Genomic DNA, 20,306 nt, shown 5'->3' with positions numbered 1-20,306 from the left:
TCTACCGACCGACCCTGCAGCGTCGCGGCATGCAAGTTCTATACTCAGCGAATCTCTGGGCGGAGGTCTTGCCGTGGAAGAGTTCCTTGCACGCCTGAAACAGCACAAGCTTGTGCAATGGGCGATCGGTTACGCCGCCGTGGCGATCGCACTGATCCCAGTATTGGATGTGATTGCCGTTCAGTTCGGATGGCCGGAAGGTTTGCGGCGAGGCATCACACTGACGCTGATCATGGGGTTCTTCGTAGTACTGGTAGTGGCGTGGTATCACGGTGAGCGCAGTGCCCAAAAAATGCCACGCTCCGAAATGCTCGCAGTCGCAGGTCTGGTCATCCTCAGCAGCGCACTGATGTGGCGTGTCGCGCCAGTTACCCACGATGCCGTCACCGCAACCCGCACGACAGCAACAATCGATACCGCGACACTCGCCGCCGAACTGGCGAAAGTCCCGGACAAGTCCGTCGCAGTGCTGCCGCTGGCCAACCAAAGCGGCGATCCCAAGCAGCAGTACTTCTCCGACGGCCTATCCGAGGAGCTGATCTCCGACCTCACCCAGATCAACGGGCTGAAGGTGATCGGCAAGTACTCCAGCTTCAAGTTCCGCGATTCCGAGGACAGTCCGGCGCAGATCGGCGCAGCGCTCGGGGTGGCCAACCTGATCCAGGGTTCGGTGTTCCAGCAAGGCGATCGCATTCGGGTCACGGTCGGCATGATCCGCGCCAAAGACGGCAGCAGTGCCTGGTCCCGCAGTTACGATGAACAACTCAAAGACGTGTTCGCGATCCAGTCGAAGATCGGCCAGGCCATCGCCGCGGCGCTCAAGGTCCAGTTGCTGGGGAAGGCCATCATCTCAAGCGACAAACCGCCCGGCGGCAATGTCGAGGCTTACCAGCTGATGCTGCAAGGGCGCGCGTTTGCCATGCACTTCACCGAATCAGACATGCGCCAAGGCATCACGCTGCTCAAACAGGCAATCAGGCTCGAACCCAACTACGCCTATGCATGGGGCGCACTGTCTACTGCCTTGGTCAATCAGGGGCAGATATCCATGACTGGCGATGCGCGCCACCAGGCGTACGAGCAAGCCCGCACGGCGGCAGACAGGCAGCAGGCGCTGACGCCGGACGCGGCGGCTACCCACAGTACTCGCGGCTACTTGTTGTCAAACGTCGATAACGATCCGGTGGGTGCATTGGATGAATACCGGAAGGCGCTGGTGCTGGAACCGAACGATGGCAGAACGATGAGTTTCATGGCCTACGGACTGGCGACCGTCGGGCAACTGCAGCCGGCGGCGGAATTGATGCGCAAAGCCATCGCCACTGATCCGTTGAAAGCCGACATGTATGCCAATTTGGCTGCCGTACTGTTGGCGCAAGGCCAGTTCGATGCTGCCGAGCAGGCGACGCGCAAGGTACTGGCCTTGCAGTCGGATTTCCCGGGGATGTATGCGACTCTGGCCGAGATCGACATCCTGCGTGGCGATGCGGCCGCCGCGCTGCGCAACGCGAAGCAGGAAACCGACCCGGTACTCGGATCGCTGGTGCGCGCACTGGCGGAACAGATCGGTCCCCATCACAAGCAGGCCGACGTGGCCTTGCACGATTACATCGCCAAAAACGGCAAGGATCAGCCTTATTTCGTCGCCGACCTGTACGCACTGCGCAAGCAACCCGACGAAATGTTCGACTGGCTTCTGCGTGCCTGGAATCAACACGATCCGGCCTTTTTCAGCCTGCTCTTCGACCCCTTCGCGCTTACCTACCAGCACGATCCGCGTTTTGCTGCCTTGTGCAAGCAGGCGGGATTGCCATTGCCGAGCCAGCGGTTGCCTGCGGCGGTCAGCGCCAGCGTACATTGAGCGACGGCTGGATTGACGACGTGTGTGCGACAACCGGGGGTGGCGGATTGCACGCCGCGGCGGCTGACGGAATCGCATGCTGGATGCGGCGTTGTCGCTTGGGTGTCGAAGGGCAGCCGTTGAGAGCGGTTAGGGGACTCTGGTTTTGCCCGTCATCCGGAACCTCGAATCGATATCCTGGATCCAGCGCCCTTGTGCATTGACGCATTGCAGGAAAGACACTGGATTCCCGCTTTCGTGGGAATGACGACAAGGGCGGGTCGATCAGGCCTTCCTAGGCAGCCAGTGGCAGCCAACCGATTCTATTGGAAAATTTCTGTTGGAAAATTCGCAGGGCACCGATTCTTGACAAACGCCTGACCATCAGAGTTGGCTTGGAGATCGTTGCCACTCACACCGTAGTACTTCGCGTCGCTCGTTGCGGTCGGCTCACGAAGGGACCTTCCCTTTCAGGATCACGCCCATGCCGGACGCGCAAAAAAAGCAGCCCCCGTTACGGGGGCTGCTCAAAGTCAACGAACCTCAAGCTGTGGCCGTCAGCTAGTCCGGCGCCGGCGCAAGCCCACGAACGCGCCGATCAGCAGGAGACCCTGTCCGAAGATGCCCAACGCCTTCGGCTCCGGCACCGTGTTCAGCACGAAGTCCCCGCCCAACAGGATGTTGCCGTTGTCGGTGCCACTCTGGTCCGTGGTGCTGGATGCAACCCATATATCGGTGATGCTCTGGCCGAGAAGGTCCGCTGCGGTAAAGTTGAACATGCACTGCGCCGCGTGACTGGACCAATTGCCGAAGCCGGTGCAGCTATCCAAGACGATCGGCGTGCAGCTACCGCCCACCGTGCAAGTGGCTCCGAGCAGATAGCCGGTTTCATCGCCGCCCAAACTTGCTGCGTTGACCGAGCCGAGGTATAGCGTCAGGCTTTTCCAGCCGGTGAGCTGGCTGATGTTCAGGTCTAGCATCTGCCACGGCGTGGCACCGATCTCGTGCTGGCCGCACTCGTTATCGGATGGTTGCTGATTGCAGATGACGCCCATGCCTGTTTCGGCGGCAGATCCAGATTTATACGACATGACGGCGTCGGTCCAAACCTGGTTATCGTATTCCCAAGCGGTGAGGGTCACGGTGCCGTGCGGGTCACCGATGACCGGAGACGTCCAGCTATGGCTGCCGGCAGCATCCTGAAGCCCTACGTGGATGGGTATGGCGCTGGCGTCGAACGACACCAGTTCCAGCAATGCGCTGCAGCCCAGTGCCAGCGATGTGAGCAAGGATTTGTGCATGTTCGATCCCTTGAAAAAAACCGTGAAGGCTTTCCCTGGAATCTGAATCTATCGATCGTCCGTGGAGTCAGGGATCGCTGGGGCTCAGTCTGAGTCTTAACTAAAAGGCATATTGCATGCCATATCTCCAGTCGATTGATTTTATTAGTTATTGAATTTTTTCACTCCAGATTTTGTGAAAAAAATGAAAAATATTCCGACAGATCATGATCGCCAAAACGGTGATTATGGATCTGCAACCCTCACCTGCCTCGGGTTGGAAGGTGTGCAGAATTTTGTGTACCAGGGATATGAGTTGCCGCCGAGGAAGTCGCTCCTCGAGCTGAATCGTGAAGCGATTCAGTGCAGCCCTCCGGTCGTGGATCGGCATCGTCCATTTCTTGCTGATGTTGCGGGGCCAGGTAGAACAGTTTCAGCAACGCCTCGTCACTCGGGAAGCCTCCCATGTCCGCTATCGGGCAACACGACTCAGGTTGCGACCGGCTTCTTCCACCCAAAGCGGACATTCAACACTGCGCCCGGCTCAGCGGATGCCTCACCTGCCCCGCCCCGCGGACCACGAAGCGCTCCACCGTGAGCGCCTCCGCACCCATCGGGCCGTAGGCATGCAGGCGGGTGGTGGAGATGCCGATTTCGGCGCCGAGGCCGAGTTCGCCGCCGTCGCTGAAACGGGAGGAGGCGTTGACCATCACCACGGCGGAACGGATCGCCCGCACGAAGCGTTGCGCGGCGGCTTCGTCGGCGGTGGCGATGACTTCGGTGTGGTCGGAGCCGTAGCGGTGGATGTGGGCGATCGCTTCGTCCAGGCTGTCCACCACGCGCACGGCGAGGATCAGGTCGAGGAACTCGGCGGCGTAGTCGTCATCCGTGGCGGCATGCATGGTGGGCACCAGCGCGCGGCTGGGGTCGTCGCCGCGCAGCTCGACGCTGCGCTCGCGCAAAGCCGCGGCGGCGCGCGGCAGGAACGCTTCGGCGACGTCACGATGCACCAGCAGGGTCTCCAGTGCGTTGCACACACCGGGGCGCGAGGTCTTGCCGTCGATCAGCAGCCCCAGCGCCAGCTCGAGATCGGCGGCGCGGTCCACGTACAGGTGGCACACGCCCTTGTAGTGCTTGATCACCGGCACGCGCGCATGTTCGGCGACGAAGCGGATCAGCCCCTCGCCGCCGCGCGGGATGGCCAGGTCGACGAGGTCACCGAGCTGCAGCAATTCGACCATCGCCTCGCGGCTCAGGTCGTCGAGCACGGTGACGGCGGCCTCGGGCACACCGTGCACGCGCAGCGCGGCGTGCAGCGCGGCGGCGATGGCGAGGTTGGAATGGATCGCCTCGGAACCGCCGCGCAGGATCACCGCGTTGCCGGCCATCAGGCATAGCGCCGCAGCGTCGGCGGTGACGTTGGGACGCGCCTCGTAGATCATCGCGATCACGCCGAGCGGGATGCGCACGCGTTCGATCGACAGGCCATTCGGCCGCGTCTCGCGGCGGGTCGTCACACCGACTGGATCGGGCAGTTCGGCCACTTCGCGCAGCGCGCCGGCAATGCCGGCCACGCGTGCCTCGTCCAGCCGCAGGCGGTCGAGCATGGCACCCTGCACGCCTTTCGCGGCAGCCTGACGCATGTCTTCGGCGTTGGCCGCCAGCACCGCGGCGGACTGCGCCTCCAGCGCTGCGGCCATGTCGCGCAGTAGCGCGCACTTGGCCGTCGTGTCGAGTCCGACGACCACCTGGGCCGCGTCGCGGCAGGCCTGTGCCTGTTCCCTGATCGTACTCATGCGCTGATCTCCTGCCCGGATGTCACCGGACGATTCATGGTGACGAGGTCGTCGCGATGCACCACCTCGTCGCCGTAGCTGTAGCCGAGCACGCCGCCGATCTCGCGGCTGTGCCGGCCGGCCAGCCGGCGCACCTCGGCGGCGCCGTACTGGCTGAGTCCGCGCGCGACGGCGGCGCCGTCCATGTCGACGATCTCGACCAGGTCGCCGCGGTGGAACTCACCGTCGGCACCGAGCACGCCGCCCGGCAGCAGCGAGACGCGCCCGCCGGCCAGCGCCTTCGCGGCACCGGCGTCGATGCGGATGCGGCCTGGTGCGGCGGGTGCATGGCGCAGCCAGTACTTGCGCGCCTGCAGACGCGTGGAGGCCGCGGCGATCAGGGTGCCGCGCAGCTGCCCGCGTTGCAGCGCCTGCACGGTGACCGCCTCGCGGCCGCTGAACAAGGCAGTGGGAATGCCGGCCGCCGCGGCCTTCGCCGCTGCCTGCAGCTTGGTGCGCATGCCGCCGGTGCCGGCCGCGCTGCCGCTGCCGCCGGCCATCGCCACGATCTCGGGCGTCAGCGCAGCGACGTGTGTGATCGGCGTGGCCGCTGGATCGTGCCGCGGGTCGGCGCTGTACAGCGCATCGACATCGGAGGCGATCAGCAGCAGGTCGGCATCGACCAGTGCGGCGACGATGGCGGCGAGGTTGTCGTTGTCGCCGAGTTTCAATTCGTCCACCGAGACGGTGTCGTTCTCGTTGACCACCGGCAGCACGCCGAGCTGCAGCAGCTCGCGCAGGGTGGCGCGCGCGTTGAGGTAGCGACGGCGGTTGCGCAGGTCGTCGTGGGTCAGCAGCACCTGCGCCACCGGCCGCGCGGACAGCGACTGCCACAGCGCGATCATCGGCGCCTGGCCCAGCGCGGCCAGGGCCTGCCGCGCGGCGAGGCCACCACCGTCGCGCGCATGCTGGCGCAGCAGCGAGCGCCCCGCCGCCACTGCGCCGGAAGACACCAGCACCACCTGGCGGCCCTCCGCGTGGCTGGCGGCGATGAAGGCGGCCAGCGTTTCGGCATAGCGCGGCGTGAGGCCGCCGCCGTCGGCGGCGAGCAGGTTGCTGCCCACCTTCAGTACGGCGCGACGCCAGGAAGGCAGCGCCTGCGCGGGCAGCTCGGTGTGCGTGTTCCCGGTGTCGATCGCCGCCATGCCCGTGTCTCCGCTTCAGTCGTCGAGTGCGCGCAAGCGCGCGTGCAGTTCATCCAGCCGCAGGTCGTTGCCGGCGCCCGGCGACACGCGGGCGGCGAGGCTGCCTTCCGGCGTGCGCCCCTGCCCCGCGGACGCCGCGGCTTCCGCCGCGGCACGGTAGGCGTCGCGGAACGGCACGCCGGCGGCGGCCTGCTCGATCGCCACGTCGGTGGCGTACATCGCCGGCTCGATCGCAGCGCGCATCGCGCCCTCGTTCCAGCCGAACCGCGCCAGCAGGTCGGGCACCAGCTCCAGCGCCATCAGGCCATGGCGCACGCCATGGAAGATCGAGCCCTTGGAGAACTGCAGGTCGCGCTGGTAGCCGGACGGCAGCGACAGCAGCTGCTCGATCTCGGTACGCGCGGCAGCTACGCTGGCATAGCTGGCGCGCAGCAGTTCGATCACGTCGGGGTTGCGCTTGTTCGGCATGATCGAGCTGCCGGTGGTGTACTCGGGCGGCAGCTTGACGAAGTCGAACTCGGCGGTGGTGAACAGCGACAGATCCCAGGCCAGCCGGCGCAGGTCGAGCAGCGCGCCGCCGATCGCCTCCAGCACGGCCATCTCGAACTTGCCGCGCGACAGCTGCGCGTAGATCGGGCTGAGCTGCATGCGTGCGAAACCGAGTGCCTGGGTGGTGTGTTCGCGGTCCAGCTTCAGGTTCACGCCGTAGCCGGCGGCCGTGCCGAGCGGGTTGGCGTCGATCAGCGCCATCGTCTGGCGGGCGCGCAACGTATTGTCGATGAAGCCCTCGGCGAAACCGGCGAACCACATCGCGGTGGACGACACCACCGCGCGCTGCAGATGGGTGTAGCCCGGCAGCGGCACGGCTGGCTGCGCCGCGCGGTCGAGACAGACCTGCGCGATGGCGCGGCAATGCGTTTCCAGCGCGATGAGCTGGTCCTTCAGCCACAAGCGCGTGGCGACCAGGATCTGGTCGTTGCGGCTGCGCCCGGTGTGCACGCGGCGGCCAGCGTCGCCGAGGCGCTCGGTAAGCCGTGCCTCAATCGCCGAATGGCCGTCCTCGTAGCGCTCGTCCAGCACGAAGGCGCCGCTGGCGAAATCGTCGGCCAGCGCATCCAGCTCGTGCTTCAGCGCGGCCGCTTCGTCGGCGTCGACCACGCCGATGTTGGCCAGCCCCTCCACGTGCGCCTTGCTGGCGGTGATGTCGTGCAGGAAGAACTCGCGGTCCAGCAGCACGTCGTCGCCAGCGAGGAACTTCATGATCTTTGCGTCGATCTGGATGCCGGATTTTTGCCAGAGGGGTTGGTTCATGGTGTGATCTCAAAGCTCTCGTCGGAGACTGCCCGTCATCCCAGCGTACGCTGGGACCCAGAGCCTTTGCTCACGAAAGGCACTGGATGACCAGCTTCGCTGTTGTAAAGCGCTGCCGGCTTTCGCCGGAATGACGATTCATTGCGGAATGGCGGTGTATTCGTCCAGGCCGATCGCGCGGTTGATGTTCTGCATCGCCTGCGTGGCGGCGCCTTTCAGCAGGTTGTCCAGCGTGGCCACGATCACCACGCGCTTGCCGTCGGCCGAGACGGCAAAACCACCAATCTCGGCGTAGTGCTTGTGCGCAACGCGACTGACCCACGGTGCCTCGTCGGTCACGTTGACCAGATTCTCGCCGTCGTAGGCCGCATGGAAACGCTGCAGCACGTCCTCGCGTTTCAGCGGGCGGGTGAGGTACAGGTTGGTGGTGACGGTGAGGCCGCGAAAGTGCGGCGCCACGTGCGGCATGAACTCCACCGGGATGCCGAGCCGGAAGCTGGCTTCCTTCTCGTGCATGTGGCCGGTGAGTGCGTACGGCATCAGGTTGTCGCGCAGCTTGTCCGGATCGTTCTTGTCCGACGGCGTGGTGCCGGCGCCGGAGTAGCCGGAGACGCCGAAGCACACTGGCGGAGCGGCCAGCAGGTCCTTCAGCGGCGTGATCGACAACTCCATTGCGGTGGCGTAGCAGCCGGGGTTGCTGATCCTTTTTTCGCCACGCCATTGCCCGCGGGTGAGTTCGGGCAGGCCGTAGTACCACGACGGATCGAAGCGGTAGTCGGCGGAAAGATCGAGGATCAGCGTGTCCGGCCTCGCCGCGTCGATCGCCGCCACGTACGGCGCCGCCTTGCCGTTCGGCAGCGCCAGGATCACCACGTCGGCGCGCTTGGCGGCCACGGCGTCGGGGTCGAGGTTCTCGTAGCGCAGTTCACCGGCGAAGCCATCGACATGATCGGCCACGCGCTGGCCATCCAGTTCACGCGAGGAGACGAAAGCCAGCTCCAGCGCAGGATGCGCAGCGATCAGGCGGATCAGCTCCATGCCGGTGTGGCCGCGCGCGCCGACGATGCCGATGATTTTCTTGTCGTGTGTCACCGATTCACTCCTGCGATTTTTTTGCTCCTCCCCCTGCACCGCAGGGGGAGGTCGGGAGGGGGTAGGCTTTTGATCTTCCAGCAAGATCAAGAGCGACCCCACCCCCAGCCCTCCCCTGCTTCGCAGGGGAGGGCTATACCGCTCACCCCACCAGCGTCGGCTGGCGTTGCGCGCAATGCGCCACGCAGCGGGCGATGGTGTCGAAATTGCCGTCCAGGCCGTACCAGAACACCTTCCACTTCGGCTGCTTCAGACAGCCGTCGGACTCGGCGTAGTAGAAGATATTGACCGGGTTGTGGTGGCGCGAGCGCCAGAACAGCTGCGGGTTCTCCTCGCGCATCACCTGCCACACTGCGCGGCCCAGGCCTTCGCCCTGCGCGTCGTCGAGCACGGCGAACTTGTCCAGGTACGGCAGGCCGCCTTCCATGGTGAGGATCATCGCGGCACGGTAGTTCTCGCTGACGTAGATGCGGAACGGTTGCGTGCGTTCGAAGTAATCCGGCACCAGGGTGCGGCCGAAGCTGGATTCGATCAGCCCGCGCATGCGCTCGCGGTCCACGCCCTCCCAGGAGTCGAAGCGCAGCACCTTCTCGCCACGCCGCACCAGGGTGCCCGAACCTTTGTGGGTGAACAGTTCCTTGGCCAGTTCGGACGGCCGGGTGATCGACACCGACGAGGTCAGCGGCAGGTCGGCCAGCAGGTCGGCGATCTGCTCGATCTTCAGGCGCATGCCGCCGTTGATCCACGGCTGCGCCATCAGGTGCTCGAACTCGGTGCTGAGGTTGATCGAGTCGATCACCTTGCCCTCGCCGTCGAGCAGGCCGCCAGTGCCGGTGAGGAACACGATCTTGTACGGCTGCAGTGCGCGCACCAGTTCGTTCGCGGCGACGTCGGCGTTGACGTTGAGGATCTGCCCCTCGTCGGTCTCGCCCAGGCTGGCGATCACCGGGATCGAGTTCGCGTGCAGGCTGGCCTCGATCGGCGCCAGGTTGATGCTCTCCACCTTGCCGACCAGCCCCAGGGTCTCGCGGTCGAGGTAGCTGGCCATGAACACGCCCGACGGCACCGCGGTGGCGCGGGTGTCCATCGACTGCAGCGCCTCGACCAGCTTCAGGTTCTGCTGCATGAACACGCGCCGCACGATGCCCAGCGCCTTCGGCGAGGTCACGCGCAGGCCGCCCACCGTCTGCTTCACGATGCCGGCGGCAGCCAGCTCCTCGTCGAGCTGCGGGCCGGCGCCGTGCAGCACGATTGGGGTCAGTCCCACCTGCTGCAGGAAAGTCAGCGACGAGGCGAGGTCGGCCAGCTCGTCGCGCAGCACGGCACCACCGACCTTCACCACGGCGAAACGCTTGGCGTCCACCTCGGAAAAGCGCTTCAGGTACTGCTGGATTTCCTTCGCGCTGCCCATGCTGGAGAGCAGGCGCACGATGGTCTTGCGGGTGTTGTGCTTAGCCGTGTCCATTGTTTGTTCCTTACGCTCATCCATGCTCGCGGGGGTCAAAAACCGGCCGTCCCTGGCCGGACTTCTCAACGATTCGATAAACCGTTTGCGCATAGTGTTCGAGTTGTTCCAGCGCAACCCACTCGTCGGCGCTGTGCGCCTGGGCGATGTCGCCGGGGCCGTAGACAAAAGCGGTGCAGCCGGCGGCGGAGAACAGTGCGGCCTCGGTCCAGAAATCCACCGCATTGCCGATCGGGATGCCCAGCTCGTCGGCAAGGTCGCGCGCCGCCAGTCGACGCTCCTCGGCGCGCGCGGTGTCGCCGGCCGGCAACGTGGCGCCACGGAAAGTCTCGGTGAATTCCACCGGCTGCGGTTCCACCAGATTGCGGAAACGGATCAGCAGGTGATCCGGATTCATCGTGGGCAACGCGCGAAAGCCGAAGCGCACTTCCGCCGTGGGCGCGATCATGTTCGCCTTGATGCCGCCTTCGATGCGACCGATATTGAAGCGCAGGCCGGTCAGGCCACCGAAGCGCTCGTGCGCCTGCGCCGCGACGAAGTCCAGCGCCGCATCGCCCCAGCGCACCGCCTGGTGCAAGGCGCTGTCGCCCGGCTTCTGCTCGCCCGAGGCATGCCCGGCGTGGCCGGCGAAACGCATCAGCACCGACTGGATGCCGCGATGGGCCAGCACCGCCTCGCCTTTGGTTGGCTCGGCCACGATCACCGCTTGATAGCCCCTCTCCCTTTGGGAGAGGGGCTGGGGTGAGGGTGCGCTCGAAGCCGGATCTCCCGCTTCGCCCGTACCCTCTCCCCGGCCCTCTCCCAGAGGCGACCCTGAGGGAGTCCCCTTGTGGGTGAGAGGGGGCAAAGCGCGCAGGAAGCCGGCGATGCAGCGTGCGTCGTTGGCTTCCTCATCGGTGGTGAACAGCAGCGCCATGGCGCCGTCGCTGGCCTCCGCCACCGCCAGCAGCGCTGCCGCCGCGCCCTTGATGTCGCAAGCGCCGAGACCGATTGCGCGATCGTCGCTGATCCGCAGCACATGCGGATCGGCCGTCCACGCCGGCGAATCCGGCACCGTATCCAGATGCACGTTGAACAGCAGCTTCGGCTCGCCGCGCACCGCATGCAAGGCCACTGCACCGGCACCGAAATCGGTGACCGTCACCGTGAAACCAGGCAGCTGCGCGCGCAGGTAGTCGAAGACGCCGCCGGTGTCGATCGCCCGCGGCGGATTGCGCGTATCGAAACCGACCAGCACGCGCAGGTGTTCCAGCGTGGCGTCGAGCAGCGCACTCATCGCGCGGCTCCACGCTGCGAAGCCCCGCTCCCTGCCGGAGAGGGGTTGGGGTGAGGGTTCGGGCGGAGCGAGGCGTCGCGGCACGGCCGGACCGTCACCCCCGGCCCCTCTCCCGCAGGCGGCCCTGCGGGAGTCCCCTTGCGGGTGAGCGGGGAGAAAAGCTCGCTGCTCATGCGCCACCGCTCCGATTGACCTCGGCCCACAGCGTGCTGCTCATGCCGAACAGCTTGATGAAGCCTTCGGCTTCCTCGACGCCCCAGTCGGCCGACTGCGCGTAGGTGGCGCCCTTGGCGTTGAGGATGTGCTTCGACTCCACCGCCACCGCGCCGACGCTGCCGCCGTTCGTCTCCAGCGTCACAGTGCCGTTGACGGTGGTCTGGCTGGAGGCCAGGAACGCTTCCAGGTCGGTCTTCAGCGGATCGTGGAAGAAGCCCTCGTAGACCAGCTCCACCCACTTGCGCGCCACCTCCGGCTTGAAGCGGTTCTGCTGCTTGCTGAGCACCGCCTCTTCCAGCGCACGATGCGCGGCGAGCAGCGCGGTGAGGCCAGGCGCCTCGAAGATGATGCGGCCCTTCAGGCCGATGGTGGTGTCGCCGGTGTAGAGGCCGCGGCCCACGCCGTAGGCAGCGAACAGGCCGTTCAACTTGGCCAGCATCTTGTGGCCGGCGAGCTTTTCTCCGTCCAGCGTCACCGCCTCGCCATTGACGAAGCCGATCTTCACTCGAAGCGGTTTGGACGGCCATTCGGCGCGCGGCTTGCACCAGCCCACCGCGCCGGCACCGGGCGCCTGCCACTGGTCGATCTCGCCGCCGGACATGGTCAGGCCGAGCAGGTTCTCGTTGATGGTGTAGGCCTGCTGCTTGGCGCGCACGCCGAAGCCGCGATCTTCCAGGAACTTCTGTTCGTAGGCGCGGGTCTGCGTGTGTTCCTTCTGGATCTCGCGGATCGGCGCCACGATCTGGTAGTCGCCCAGCGCCTTCACCGCCAGGTCGAAACGCACCTGGTCGTTGCCCATGCCGGTGCAGCCATGCGCGATGGCGCGCGTGCCCAGCTCCGCGGCGCGCTTGATCGCGGCGTCGACGATCAGATAGCGGTCGGACACCAGCAGCGGGTACTGGCCCTGGTAGCCCTCGCCCGCCCACACGAACGGCTTGACGAAACCGTTCCAGATCGCCGGGCCGCCGTCCACGGTGACGTGGCTGGCCACGCCCAGCTCCTTCGCGCGGTTCTCGATGAAGGCGCGCTCCTCGGCATCGACACCGCCGGTGTCGGCGAACACGGTATGCACGGCCCAGCCGCGCTCCTGCAGATAAGGCACGCAGAAGCTGGTGTCGAGGCCGCCGGAGAAGGCCAAGACGATGTCTCGGCCTTCTCCGGTGGCGGGATTCAGGATACGGGATACGGGATTCGTGGGAGCGGTTTGCGACGACATGGGAGTTCTCGGTGTAGATGGAAGGGTTGATGCGGCGGTTTGGCTTCTGCTGTTACGAATCCCCAATCCCGTATCCCGTATCCCGGCTCACAACAATGCGCGGCTCGCAGCGCACCGGGAAGTTGACGGAATTGGCGATGAAGCAGGCGTGGTGTGCGGTTTCGTGCGCCGCCTCGGCCCTCGCCGGATCGCTGGCGGCGCTGATCGTCACCACCGGATGCAGCACCACTTCGGCGAAGCGGCCGCCATCGCCTTCGGTGACCATCGTGCCTTCGGCGGCGTCGGTGTAGGCCGTCACCACCACGCCGGCCACGGTGGCCATGTGCAGGTAGGACAACATGTGGCAGGTCGACAGCGCGGTCACCAGCATGTCCTCCGGATTGTGCCGGGTGGCATCGCCGCGAAACGTCGGATCGGACGAACCGGCCAGCTCGGGTTTCCCTGCGACGCGGATCACGTGGTCGCGGCTGTAGTTGCGGTAGCCGTCCGTACCGCTGCCGCGGTTGCCGGTCCACTCCACGTCGACGAGGTAACGATGCGGGCGGTTCATGGCTTCGACTCCTCCTGCAGGGCCATCAACGCGGCCAGTTCCGCGTCGCCATCGCCGTCGCGCTCGCGCAGGCCGGCGATCACGCCGGCACGATTGCGCGCGGGGTGGTTCTGGTTGAGCTTGAACTTGCCCTCGATGCGCTCGATCGCGACTTCGAGGCCGACGATCGCCTGCAGCGACTTCTCGATGTGGTCATCCGGCGCATCGGTGATCTTCCACGGCTGCGGCTGGCCCGCTTCGTGGCGATTGGTCAGGGTTTCCAGCAGGCGACGCAACCAGTCGGCATCGTCGATCACGCGCAGGCGGCCATGCACATGCACCACCGCATAGTTCCAGGTCGGCACCTCGCGATGCGTCTCCTGCTTGGTCGGGTACCAGTTCGGGCTGATGTAGCCGTCCGGGCCCTGGAATATCAGCAGCACCTCGGCGCCGTCCAGCCGTGCCAGTTCATTGCCGCGGGCGACATGGCCGTGCAGCAGCCCGCCGACCAGCTCGAACGGCAGGTGGTTAGCGACCAGGCCGTCGGCCGCGTTCGCCACCACGGTGGCGAACGGGTAGTCACGCATCAGCCCGTGCACGACCTCGACGCGCGTTTCGACAAAATGCTTCGGCATGTACATGGCAGCTCCGAGATGCACCTATTCCCAATTCCCCATTCCCCGCTACGCCAGCAGCGATGCCATCACCGCCTTCTGCACGTGCAGGCGGTTCTCGGCTTCGTCGATGGCGATGCAGTACGGCGCGTCCATCACCGCGTCGGTGGCCTTGACGTTGCGACGCAGCGGCAGGCAGTGGCTGAACAGGCCGTGGTTAGTCAGCGCCATCTTCGCCTCGTCCACGATGAAATGCTTGTGCGCCTCGCGGATCGGCTTCTCCTGCTCCCAGCGACCGAAGAACGGCAGCGCGCCCCAGCTCTTGGCGTAGACCACGCCGGCGCCGGCGTAGGCTTCCTCGATGTCGTGGCTGACCCTCAGCGAACCGCCGTTCTGCTCGGCGTTCAGACGGCCAAACGCCATGTAGCGCTCGTCCAGCACGTAGTCCGGGGTGGGACACAGCAGGGTCACGTCCATGCCCATCTTGGTGGCGATCAGCAGCGCCGAGTTCGCCACCGCGGTGTTCAGCGGCTTCGGATGATAGGTCCAGGTGAGCACATACTTCTTCCTGGTGAGGTCGCCCAGGTGCTCCTTCAACGCCAGCGCATGGGCCAGCTCCTGGCAGGGGTGGGTGATCGTCTCCATGTTGATCACCGGCACCGTGGCGTACTGCGCGAACGCCTTGATCACCTTGTCCTGGCGGTCCACCGCCCAGTCCTGGAACTTCGGAAACGCGCGCACCGCGATCAGGTCGACGTAGCGGCTGAGCACGCGCGCCACCTCGGCGATGTGCTCCTCGGTGTCGCCGTCCATCACGCTGCCCACCTCGAATTCGATCGGCCACGCGTCCTTGCCCGGCGCCAGCACGATGGCGTGGCCACCCAGCTGGAACGCGCCCAGCTCGAAGCTGGTGCGGGTGCGCATCGAGGGATTGAAGAACAGCAGCGCGATCGACTTGCCGGCCAATTGCCCGCCGCGCACTTCACGCTTGAATCGCGCGGCCTGCTCCAGCAGCGCGTCGATCTCGGCGCGGCTGTAATCCTGGGTGGTGATGAAATGCCGTGGTGCCATGGTTAACTCCCATCCAAAAACAAAAAACCCGGCGCAAGAGCCGGGTTTATCGTCGATGCACATGAAACGCGTGCGACTGCCTACCCGGCCAAATGTCCGTCCAGCGGTCGGCGCGCACGCGACGTCATGCCAGCGGCCGCGCGGGCGCTGGTCAGTACGGTGGCGGTATAGACGGCTGTGGACATGCAGAATCCAGATGGCGAGCGCGCATCATGGCGGCAATTTCGCTGCCATGCAACAAAAAAATCGATGCCCCTGAACGACAGCGCCGCCAACGGGTGGCGGCGCTGCTGCTGGCAGGCAAAGACGGATCAGTCGGCTGGGTCGACCCGCACGCGCACGCGCAGGCGCTCGCCGGGGTCGTAGCTCAGACGCGAGGTGTAGACCTCGCCGCGATAGCGGTATTCCACGTCGTAGCCGATGATCCGGCGCTGTTCGCTGATCGAGCTGACCTGGCGGCATTCGGTCTGGCTGGATTCGTACTCGCCACCCCGGGTGGCGCGGTTGCCGATGGCGCCGCCGGCCACGGCACCGGCGACGGTGGCCGCCTTGCGCCCGTCGCCCTTGCCCACGGTGTTGCCCAGCACGCCGCCGATCACCGCACCCAGCACGGTGCCGGCGGTGGTGTTGCCGCCCTCGCGGCGAACCACCGGCTGCTCGTAGCACTCCTGGCGCGGCACTTCGGTGCGGGTGACGCCCTGCACCGGGTCGGCCCGCAGCACGTCGGCCCAACCATAGTGGGCATTGTCGTCAGCATTGGCGTAACGCCCATCCTGGGCGTAGACACCGGTAGCCATCACGGCGAGTACCAGAGCGGAAAGCCATGGTTTGGTCATGGTGACCTCCCAAATTCGGAAACTGCAGGTGCGTCTGCACCCGTACTGGCGGCATTCCAGCAAATTCACGCTGAATACACCCTTAGAACCCATCCCCCGGGCGCTTGCGCGACTCGTCCGCTTACACCTTGTTAAGATGCCGGGCTGGCCGCGCTGCCGCCGGCCGGCCCCCTCGTTGCGGATTCCACCGATGCCGATTTCGCTCTACAACAGCCTGACCCGCCGCACCGAACCGTTCGCCCCGCTCGATCCCGAGCGCGTGACGATGTACCTGTGCGGCCCCACCGTCTACAACTACGTGCATATCGGCAATGCGCGCGGGCCGGTGGTGTTCGATGTGCTGGTGAGGCTGCTGCGGCGGCACTACCCGCAGGTGACGTACGCGCGCAACATCACCGACGTCGACGACAAGATCAACACCGCCGCGCAGCAGCAGGGCGTGCCGATCGGCACGATCACCGAGCGCTTCGCGCAGGCCTATCGCGAGGACATGGCCGAGCTCGGAGTGGCGCCGCCGGACGTCGAGCCGCGCGCCACCACCCACATCGGCCCCATCATCACGATGATCGAGAGCCTGCTGGATGGCGGCCATGCCTACGCCGCCGAAGGCCACGTGCTGTTCGACGTCGGCTCGTTTCCGGCCTACGGCGAGCTGTCCGGCCGCGACCCCGAGGAACTGATCGCCGGCGCCCGCGTGGAAGTGGCCCCGTACAAGCGCAACCCTGGCGATTTCGTGCTGTGGAAACCGTCCACGCCGGAGCTGCCCGGCTGGGACAGCCCGTGGGGCCGCGGCCGCCCCGGCTGGCACATCGAGTGTTCGGCGATGAGCGCGGCGCACCTGGGCGAGACCATCGACATCCATGCCGGCGGCGTCGACCTCTTGTTCCCGCACCACGAGAACGAGGTCGCCCAGTCCACCTGCGCGCACGGCGGCAAGACCTTCGCGCGCTGGTGGATGCACAACGGCATGCTCACCTTCGACGGTCGCAAGATGTCCAAGTCGCTGGGCAACGTGCTGCTGGTGCACGAGCTGCTCAAGCAGCATCCGCCCGAGGCGCTGCGCCTGCGCCTGCTGAGCGGCCACTACCGGCAGCCGCTGGACTGGTCGGAAGCCGCCATCGCGCAGGCGACCAGCACGCTGGACGGCTGGTATCGCGTGCTGCGCGACCTGGCCGCGATCGAGCTGCCGGCTGGCGAACTGCCGGTGCCGGAGCGTATCGAGGCGGCGCTGTGCGACGACCTCAACACGCCGCAGGCGCTGGCCGAGCTGTCTGTGCTGGCCGACGCGGCGCGCCAGTCCGGCAGCGCCGAGGCCAAGGCCGCGCTGCTCGGCGGCGGCGCCGTGCTCGGCCTGCTGCAGCAGGACCCGCAGGCCTGGTTCCGCCGCGGCGAAGAGGCTGTCGATGCGGCGCACGTCGAGGACCTGCTGCAGCAGCGCCAGGCCGCCCGCGCGGCCCGCGACTTCGCGCGCGCCGATGCGATCCGCGACGAGCTGGCTGCCATGCACATCGCGATCGAGGACAGCGCCCAGGGCACGCGCTGGAGCATCGCCAAGCCGTGACGCACGTGTAGGAGCGCACCCTGTGCGCGATGCCTTCCGTCACGTGGCGAGGAGCATCGCGCACAGAGCCTGCCCCGGACTCGATCCGGGGGTGCGCTCCTACACATTTCATCTCCCGCCCTGCTGCGCGCGATAATGGACGCATGAACGCCACCGCCACCACCAGCACCGACCAGACCCAGCAGGGCATCGCCGAGGAATTCGCCTTCCTGGGCGACTGGACCGAGCGCTACCAGTATCTGATCGATCTCGGCCGGCAGCTGCCGCCGTTCCCGGACGAGTACAAGACCGAGGCGTACCGCGTGCACGGTTGCCAGTCGATGGTCTGGCTGGTGCCCAGCGGCGATGCGTCGGGCATGCACTTCGAGGCGAGCAGCGATTCGGCGATCGTGTCCGGCCTGATCGCGCTGGTGCTGCGCGTCTATTCCGACCGCCCCGCAGCGGAGATTCTCGCCACCGAGCCGGCCTTCATCGGCACGATCGGCCTGGCCAAGCATCTCTCGCCAACCCGCTCGAACGGCCTGGCCGCGATGCTGGCCAAGCTGAAGGGCTACGCCGCCGCGGCAGGCGGTGGCTGATCACAAAGCGGGGACGCCACGCGTCTTCCGCCCTCTTCGCCGTTGCCTGCAACCCGCAGCGATACCTGTCGCACACCGCACGGTGCGTCCATTCAATGCAGTGTTGACGCCCTTCGCGAAAATAAGAATAATTCGCAACAACTTGCTGACCGCTCCCGGCCGGCAACGATGAAAGCGTTCCATCCGTTCGCCGCGGCCTGAGCCAGCCAGCGCCACGCCGGCCCGGCGCCAACCCCTGTGTGCTCATCGCGCCCCCGCGAGGGATGCGCGTGGCCCACTGCTGCCCAGGATTTTTCCATGCGCCTGCTGCCTCTCTCCCTCGCCCTGCTCACCATCCTGGGCTCGCCCTGGGCCCATGCCGACGCTTCCCCCGACCAGGCCAAACTGCTGCCCGGCGTCAACGTGCAGGCCACCCACCCCGGCGATTACCGCGTGCCGGACGCCACCAGCGCCACCAAAATCGCCGCCGCCCTGCGCGACGTGCCGCAGACGGTGAACGTGGTTCCGGCCAGCGTGCTGCGCGACCAGCACGCCACCTCGATCCAGGATGCGCTGAAGAACGTGCCCGGCGTCGGTTTCTCGACTGGTGACGGCCAGCGCGACCAGGTTTCCATCCGCGGCTTCACCGCGATCGCCGACCAGTTCGTCGATGGCCTGCGCGACGACGCGCTGTACTTCCGCGACCTCTCCAACATCGAGCGCATCGAGGTGCTGAAAGGGCCGGCGTCGGTGCTGTACGGACGCGGCTCGTCGGGCGGCCTGATCAATCGCATCACGCGGCAGCCGGGCACCGACGGCGGCCAGGTCGCGCTCAGCTACGGCAGCTGGGCCGATCGCCGCGGCGAACTGGACGTCGGCCGGCGCTTCGGCGACGCCGGCAGCGCGTGGCGCCTCACCGGCGCGGTCGAGGACGCCAACGGCTATCGCGACCCGCAGTTCCTCAAGCGCCGCGCCGTGGCTCCCTCGGTGCTGCTGCATCCCGGCAGCAACACCACGCTGCTGCTGCAGGCCGATTACCTGAACGACCGCCGCGTCACCGATTTCGGCATTCCGGCCTGGCACGGGCGCCCGGTCGACGTGCCGAGGGAAACCTATTACGGCGCAGCCAACGCGCGCGATGTCGACACCAGCGAGTCGACCGTGACCTCGACCACCGCGACCCTGACCCACGCCTTCAGCGACGACCTGACGCTGCGCAACGCCATGCGCTGGTACGACTACAAGCTCGACCGCAACAACACGCTGCCGGGCAGCGTCAACGAAAACGCGCGAACCGTTTCACTCAACCGCTCCAACGTCGACCGGCACGAGCACGGCTGGTTCAACCAGACCGAACTCAGCCAGCGCCTGGCCGGCGACACGCTCAGCCACGACCTGCTCTACGGCTTGGAACTGGGGCGGCAGGACAAGGCCCAGCTCAATCGCAGCGCCAGTGGCGTGGCCGTGGTCGACCTGTTCCATCCGGTGCTGCCGGTACTGCCGCTGCAGGTGTCTCGCGCGCCGGCCGCCGACAACCTTGGCATCTTCGACACCAGCGCCGTCTACCTGCAGGATCTGCTGAGCCTGGGTTCGCAGTGGAAAGCCCTGCTGGGCGTGCGCTACGACCGCTTTCGCCAGAGGACGGAAAACCACCTGCCGGGCCAGCGGAACCTCGCGCGCACCGACAAGGCATTGAGCCCGCGCGTGGGCGTGGTCTGGCAGCCTTCCGCCATGCAGTCCTACTACGTGTCCTGGAGTCGTTCGTTCCAGCCTTCCGGCGAGGCGTTCGCTCTCGCGGCGAGCAATGCTGACATCGCACCCGAGCGCACGCACAACACCGAGGTCGGCGCGAAGTACGACCTGCTGGACGGACGCGTCACCTTCAACGCCGCGATCTTCGAGCTGGAGCGCAGCGGCATCAAGGCCACCGATCCGGTCACGCAGAAAGTGCTGACGATCGGCACACAACGCACGCGCGGCGTCGAGCTGAGCGCCGCCGCGGACCTGGCGGACGGCTGGCGCTTGCTCGCCGGCTACGCCTGGCTGGATGCGCGCGTCACCCGTTCCGTGGCCAGGGATGCCGGGCGCCCTGTGCAGGGCAAGCGCGCCACCCTCACCCCGCGCCACAGCGGCAACCTGTGGATCACCCGCGCGTTCGCGGAGCACTGGCAACTGGGCGGCGGCCTGAACCTGGTCGGTGCGCGACAGGCCAACCCGGGCAACACGGTGACCCTGCCCGGCTACGTGACCGCCGACCTCATGGCGCAGTACCGCACCGGGCCGGTCTCGCTGCAGCTCAACCTGACCAACCTGTTCGACACGCGCTACATCGTGTCCGCCCACGGCACCAGCCCGAACCTCAACCTGCCGGGCGCGCCGCGTGGCGCGAACCTGACCTTGCGCTACCAGTTCTAGCGTCGACCGCGGCGGGCGCGAGCCCGCCCGGAAAAAAACAAAACCCC

Annotated in this window: 16 protein-coding genes and 1 pseudogene; 4 read left to right on the top strand and 13 right to left on the bottom strand. The window is 66.5% G+C overall.

The annotated features are described in order from the left end of the window. Positions 1–73 precede the first annotated feature (73 nt). A complete protein-coding gene (locus LRK53_RS07590) occupies positions 74–1,861 on the top strand; it encodes a tetratricopeptide repeat protein (protein ID WP_027492758.1) in 1,788 nt (595 codons plus the stop codon). A gap of 536 nt (positions 1,862–2,397) precedes the next feature. Here the strand turns inward: LRK53_RS07590 and LRK53_RS07585 are convergent. The 13 genes and pseudogenes from LRK53_RS07585 to LRK53_RS07525 form a co-directional block, all read right to left on the bottom strand. Then, positions 2,398–3,141: a hypothetical protein gene (locus LRK53_RS07585; protein ID WP_185754639.1), complete on the bottom strand. Its 744-nt coding sequence runs from the start codon at positions 3,139–3,141 to the stop codon at positions 2,398–2,400. A gap of 298 nt (positions 3,142–3,439) precedes the next feature. Then, a pseudogene (locus LRK53_RS07580) lies at positions 3,440–3,584 on the bottom strand (IS256 family transposase); the annotation flags it as partial. Between the two features lie 63 nt (positions 3,585–3,647). Then, positions 3,648–4,916, bottom strand: coding sequence for a glutamate-5-semialdehyde dehydrogenase (locus tag LRK53_RS07575; RefSeq protein WP_235642600.1), 1,269 nt, complete (start codon positions 4,914–4,916; stop codon positions 3,648–3,650). After that, positions 4,913–6,100: a glutamate 5-kinase gene (proB, locus tag LRK53_RS07570; protein ID WP_027492760.1), complete on the bottom strand. Its 1,188-nt coding sequence runs from the start codon at positions 6,098–6,100 to the stop codon at positions 4,913–4,915. The genes LRK53_RS07575 and proB overlap by 4 nt, the downstream gene beginning before the upstream one ends. 15 nt (positions 6,101–6,115) lie before the next feature. Beyond that, positions 6,116–7,411 (bottom strand): argininosuccinate lyase, encoded by a 1,296-nt coding sequence (locus LRK53_RS07565; protein ID WP_027492761.1) that lies wholly within the window; start codon positions 7,409–7,411, stop codon positions 6,116–6,118. Positions 7,412–7,549: 138 nt separating this feature from the next. Beyond that, on the bottom strand, positions 7,550–8,449 hold the full coding sequence (argC, locus tag LRK53_RS07560; protein ID WP_051257571.1) for an N-acetyl-gamma-glutamyl-phosphate reductase: 900 nt from the start codon (positions 8,447–8,449) through the stop codon (positions 7,550–7,552). A gap of 196 nt (positions 8,450–8,645) precedes the next feature. Continuing rightward, positions 8,646–9,968 (bottom strand): acetylglutamate kinase, encoded by a 1,323-nt coding sequence (locus LRK53_RS07555; RefSeq protein WP_027492763.1) that lies wholly within the window; start codon positions 9,966–9,968, stop codon positions 8,646–8,648. A 16-nt stretch (positions 9,969–9,984) separates the two neighbouring features. Then, on the bottom strand, positions 9,985–11,244 hold the full coding sequence (locus tag LRK53_RS07550) for an acetylornithine deacetylase (protein ID WP_027492764.1): 1,260 nt from the start codon (positions 11,242–11,244) through the stop codon (positions 9,985–9,987). Positions 11,245–11,413: 169 nt separating this feature from the next. Further along, positions 11,414–12,676, bottom strand: coding sequence for an argininosuccinate synthase (locus LRK53_RS07545; RefSeq protein WP_081666611.1), 1,263 nt, complete (start codon positions 12,674–12,676; stop codon positions 11,414–11,416). Between the two features lie 52 nt (positions 12,677–12,728). Beyond that, entirely contained in the window at positions 12,729–13,226 is a 498-nt protein-coding gene (locus tag LRK53_RS07540) for an OsmC family protein (RefSeq protein WP_027492766.1), read from the bottom strand. Beyond that, positions 13,223–13,846, bottom strand: a complete 624-nt coding sequence (locus tag LRK53_RS07535) for an FMN-binding negative transcriptional regulator (protein ID WP_027492767.1) — start codon at positions 13,844–13,846, stop codon at positions 13,223–13,225. The genes LRK53_RS07540 and LRK53_RS07535 overlap by 4 nt, the downstream gene beginning before the upstream one ends. A 42-nt stretch (positions 13,847–13,888) precedes the next feature. Beyond that, positions 13,889–14,890 carry an N-acetylornithine carbamoyltransferase gene (locus LRK53_RS07530; protein WP_027492768.1) on the bottom strand — a complete coding sequence of 334 codons (1,002 nt, stop codon included), beginning with the start codon at positions 14,888–14,890 and terminating at the stop codon, positions 13,889–13,891. A 311-nt stretch (positions 14,891–15,201) separates the two neighbouring features. Beyond that, the gene (locus LRK53_RS07525) at positions 15,202–15,726 is read right to left on the bottom strand and encodes a glycine zipper 2TM domain-containing protein (RefSeq protein ID WP_027492769.1); all 525 of its coding nucleotides are present in this window, start codon (positions 15,724–15,726) and stop codon (positions 15,202–15,204) included. Positions 15,727–15,916: 190 nt separating this feature from the next. Between LRK53_RS07525 and cysS the strand changes: the two genes are divergently transcribed. The 3 genes from cysS (at position 15,917) to LRK53_RS07510 (ending at position 20,259) form a co-directional block, all read left to right on the top strand. Further along, the gene (gene cysS / locus LRK53_RS07520) at positions 15,917–17,287 is read left to right on the top strand and encodes a cysteine--tRNA ligase (RefSeq protein WP_027492770.1); all 1,371 of its coding nucleotides are present in this window, start codon (positions 15,917–15,919) and stop codon (positions 17,285–17,287) included. 143 nt (positions 17,288–17,430) lie between these two features. Beyond that, the gene (locus LRK53_RS07515) at positions 17,431–17,865 is read left to right on the top strand and encodes a SufE family protein (RefSeq protein WP_027492771.1); all 435 of its coding nucleotides are present in this window, start codon (positions 17,431–17,433) and stop codon (positions 17,863–17,865) included. 297 nt (positions 17,866–18,162) lie between these two features. Beyond that, positions 18,163–20,259, top strand: coding sequence for a TonB-dependent receptor (locus LRK53_RS07510; protein ID WP_027492772.1), 2,097 nt, complete (start codon positions 18,163–18,165; stop codon positions 20,257–20,259). The last annotated feature ends 47 nt before the right edge of the window (positions 20,260–20,306 follow it).

The sequence above is a fragment of the Rhodanobacter thiooxydans genome, assembly GCF_021545845.1.
In the GTDB taxonomy this organism is placed as follows: domain Bacteria; phylum Pseudomonadota; class Gammaproteobacteria; order Xanthomonadales; family Rhodanobacteraceae; genus Rhodanobacter.
This window is presented reverse-complemented; position numbering and strand designations above follow the sequence as displayed.

What these genes read in the sequence shown, in the direction of transcription:
- LRK53_RS07535 (WP_027492767.1), bottom strand. Translation starts at nt 13,846, where the DNA reads ATGTACATGCCGAAGCATTTTGTCGAAACGCGCGTCGAGGTCGTGCAC.
- LRK53_RS07515 (WP_027492771.1), top strand. Translation starts at nt 17,431, where the DNA reads ATGAACGCCACCGCCACCACCAGCACCGACCAGACCCAGCAGGGCATC.
- LRK53_RS07550 (WP_027492764.1), bottom strand. Translation starts at nt 11,244, where the DNA reads ATGAGTGCGCTGCTCGACGCCACGCTGGAACACCTGCGCGTGCTGGTC.
- LRK53_RS07525 (WP_027492769.1), bottom strand. Translation starts at nt 15,726, where the DNA reads ATGACCAAACCATGGCTTTCCGCTCTGGTACTCGCCGTGATGGCTACC.
- LRK53_RS07540 (WP_027492766.1), bottom strand. Translation starts at nt 13,226, where the DNA reads ATGAACCGCCCGCATCGTTACCTCGTCGACGTGGAGTGGACCGGCAAC.
- cysS (WP_027492770.1), top strand. Translation starts at nt 15,917, where the DNA reads ATGCCGATTTCGCTCTACAACAGCCTGACCCGCCGCACCGAACCGTTC.
- proB (WP_027492760.1), bottom strand. Translation starts at nt 6,100, where the DNA reads ATGGCGGCGATCGACACCGGGAACACGCACACCGAGCTGCCCGCGCAG.
- argC (WP_051257571.1), bottom strand. Translation starts at nt 8,449, where the DNA reads ATGGAGCTGATCCGCCTGATCGCTGCGCATCCTGCGCTGGAGCTGGCT.
- LRK53_RS07575 (WP_235642600.1), bottom strand. Translation starts at nt 4,916, where the DNA reads ATGAGTACGATCAGGGAACAGGCACAGGCCTGCCGCGACGCGGCCCAG.
- LRK53_RS07530 (WP_027492768.1), bottom strand. Translation starts at nt 14,890, where the DNA reads ATGGCACCACGGCATTTCATCACCACCCAGGATTACAGCCGCGCCGAG.
- LRK53_RS07545 (WP_081666611.1), bottom strand. Translation starts at nt 12,676, where the DNA reads ATGTCGTCGCAAACCGCTCCCACGAATCCCGTATCCCGTATCCTGAAT.
- LRK53_RS07585 (WP_185754639.1), bottom strand. Translation starts at nt 3,141, where the DNA reads ATGCACAAATCCTTGCTCACATCGCTGGCACTGGGCTGCAGCGCATTG.
- LRK53_RS07510 (WP_027492772.1), top strand. Translation starts at nt 18,163, where the DNA reads ATGCGCCTGCTGCCTCTCTCCCTCGCCCTGCTCACCATCCTGGGCTCG.
- LRK53_RS07555 (WP_027492763.1), bottom strand. Translation starts at nt 9,968, where the DNA reads ATGGACACGGCTAAGCACAACACCCGCAAGACCATCGTGCGCCTGCTC.
- LRK53_RS07565 (WP_027492761.1), bottom strand. Translation starts at nt 7,411, where the DNA reads ATGAACCAACCCCTCTGGCAAAAATCCGGCATCCAGATCGACGCAAAG.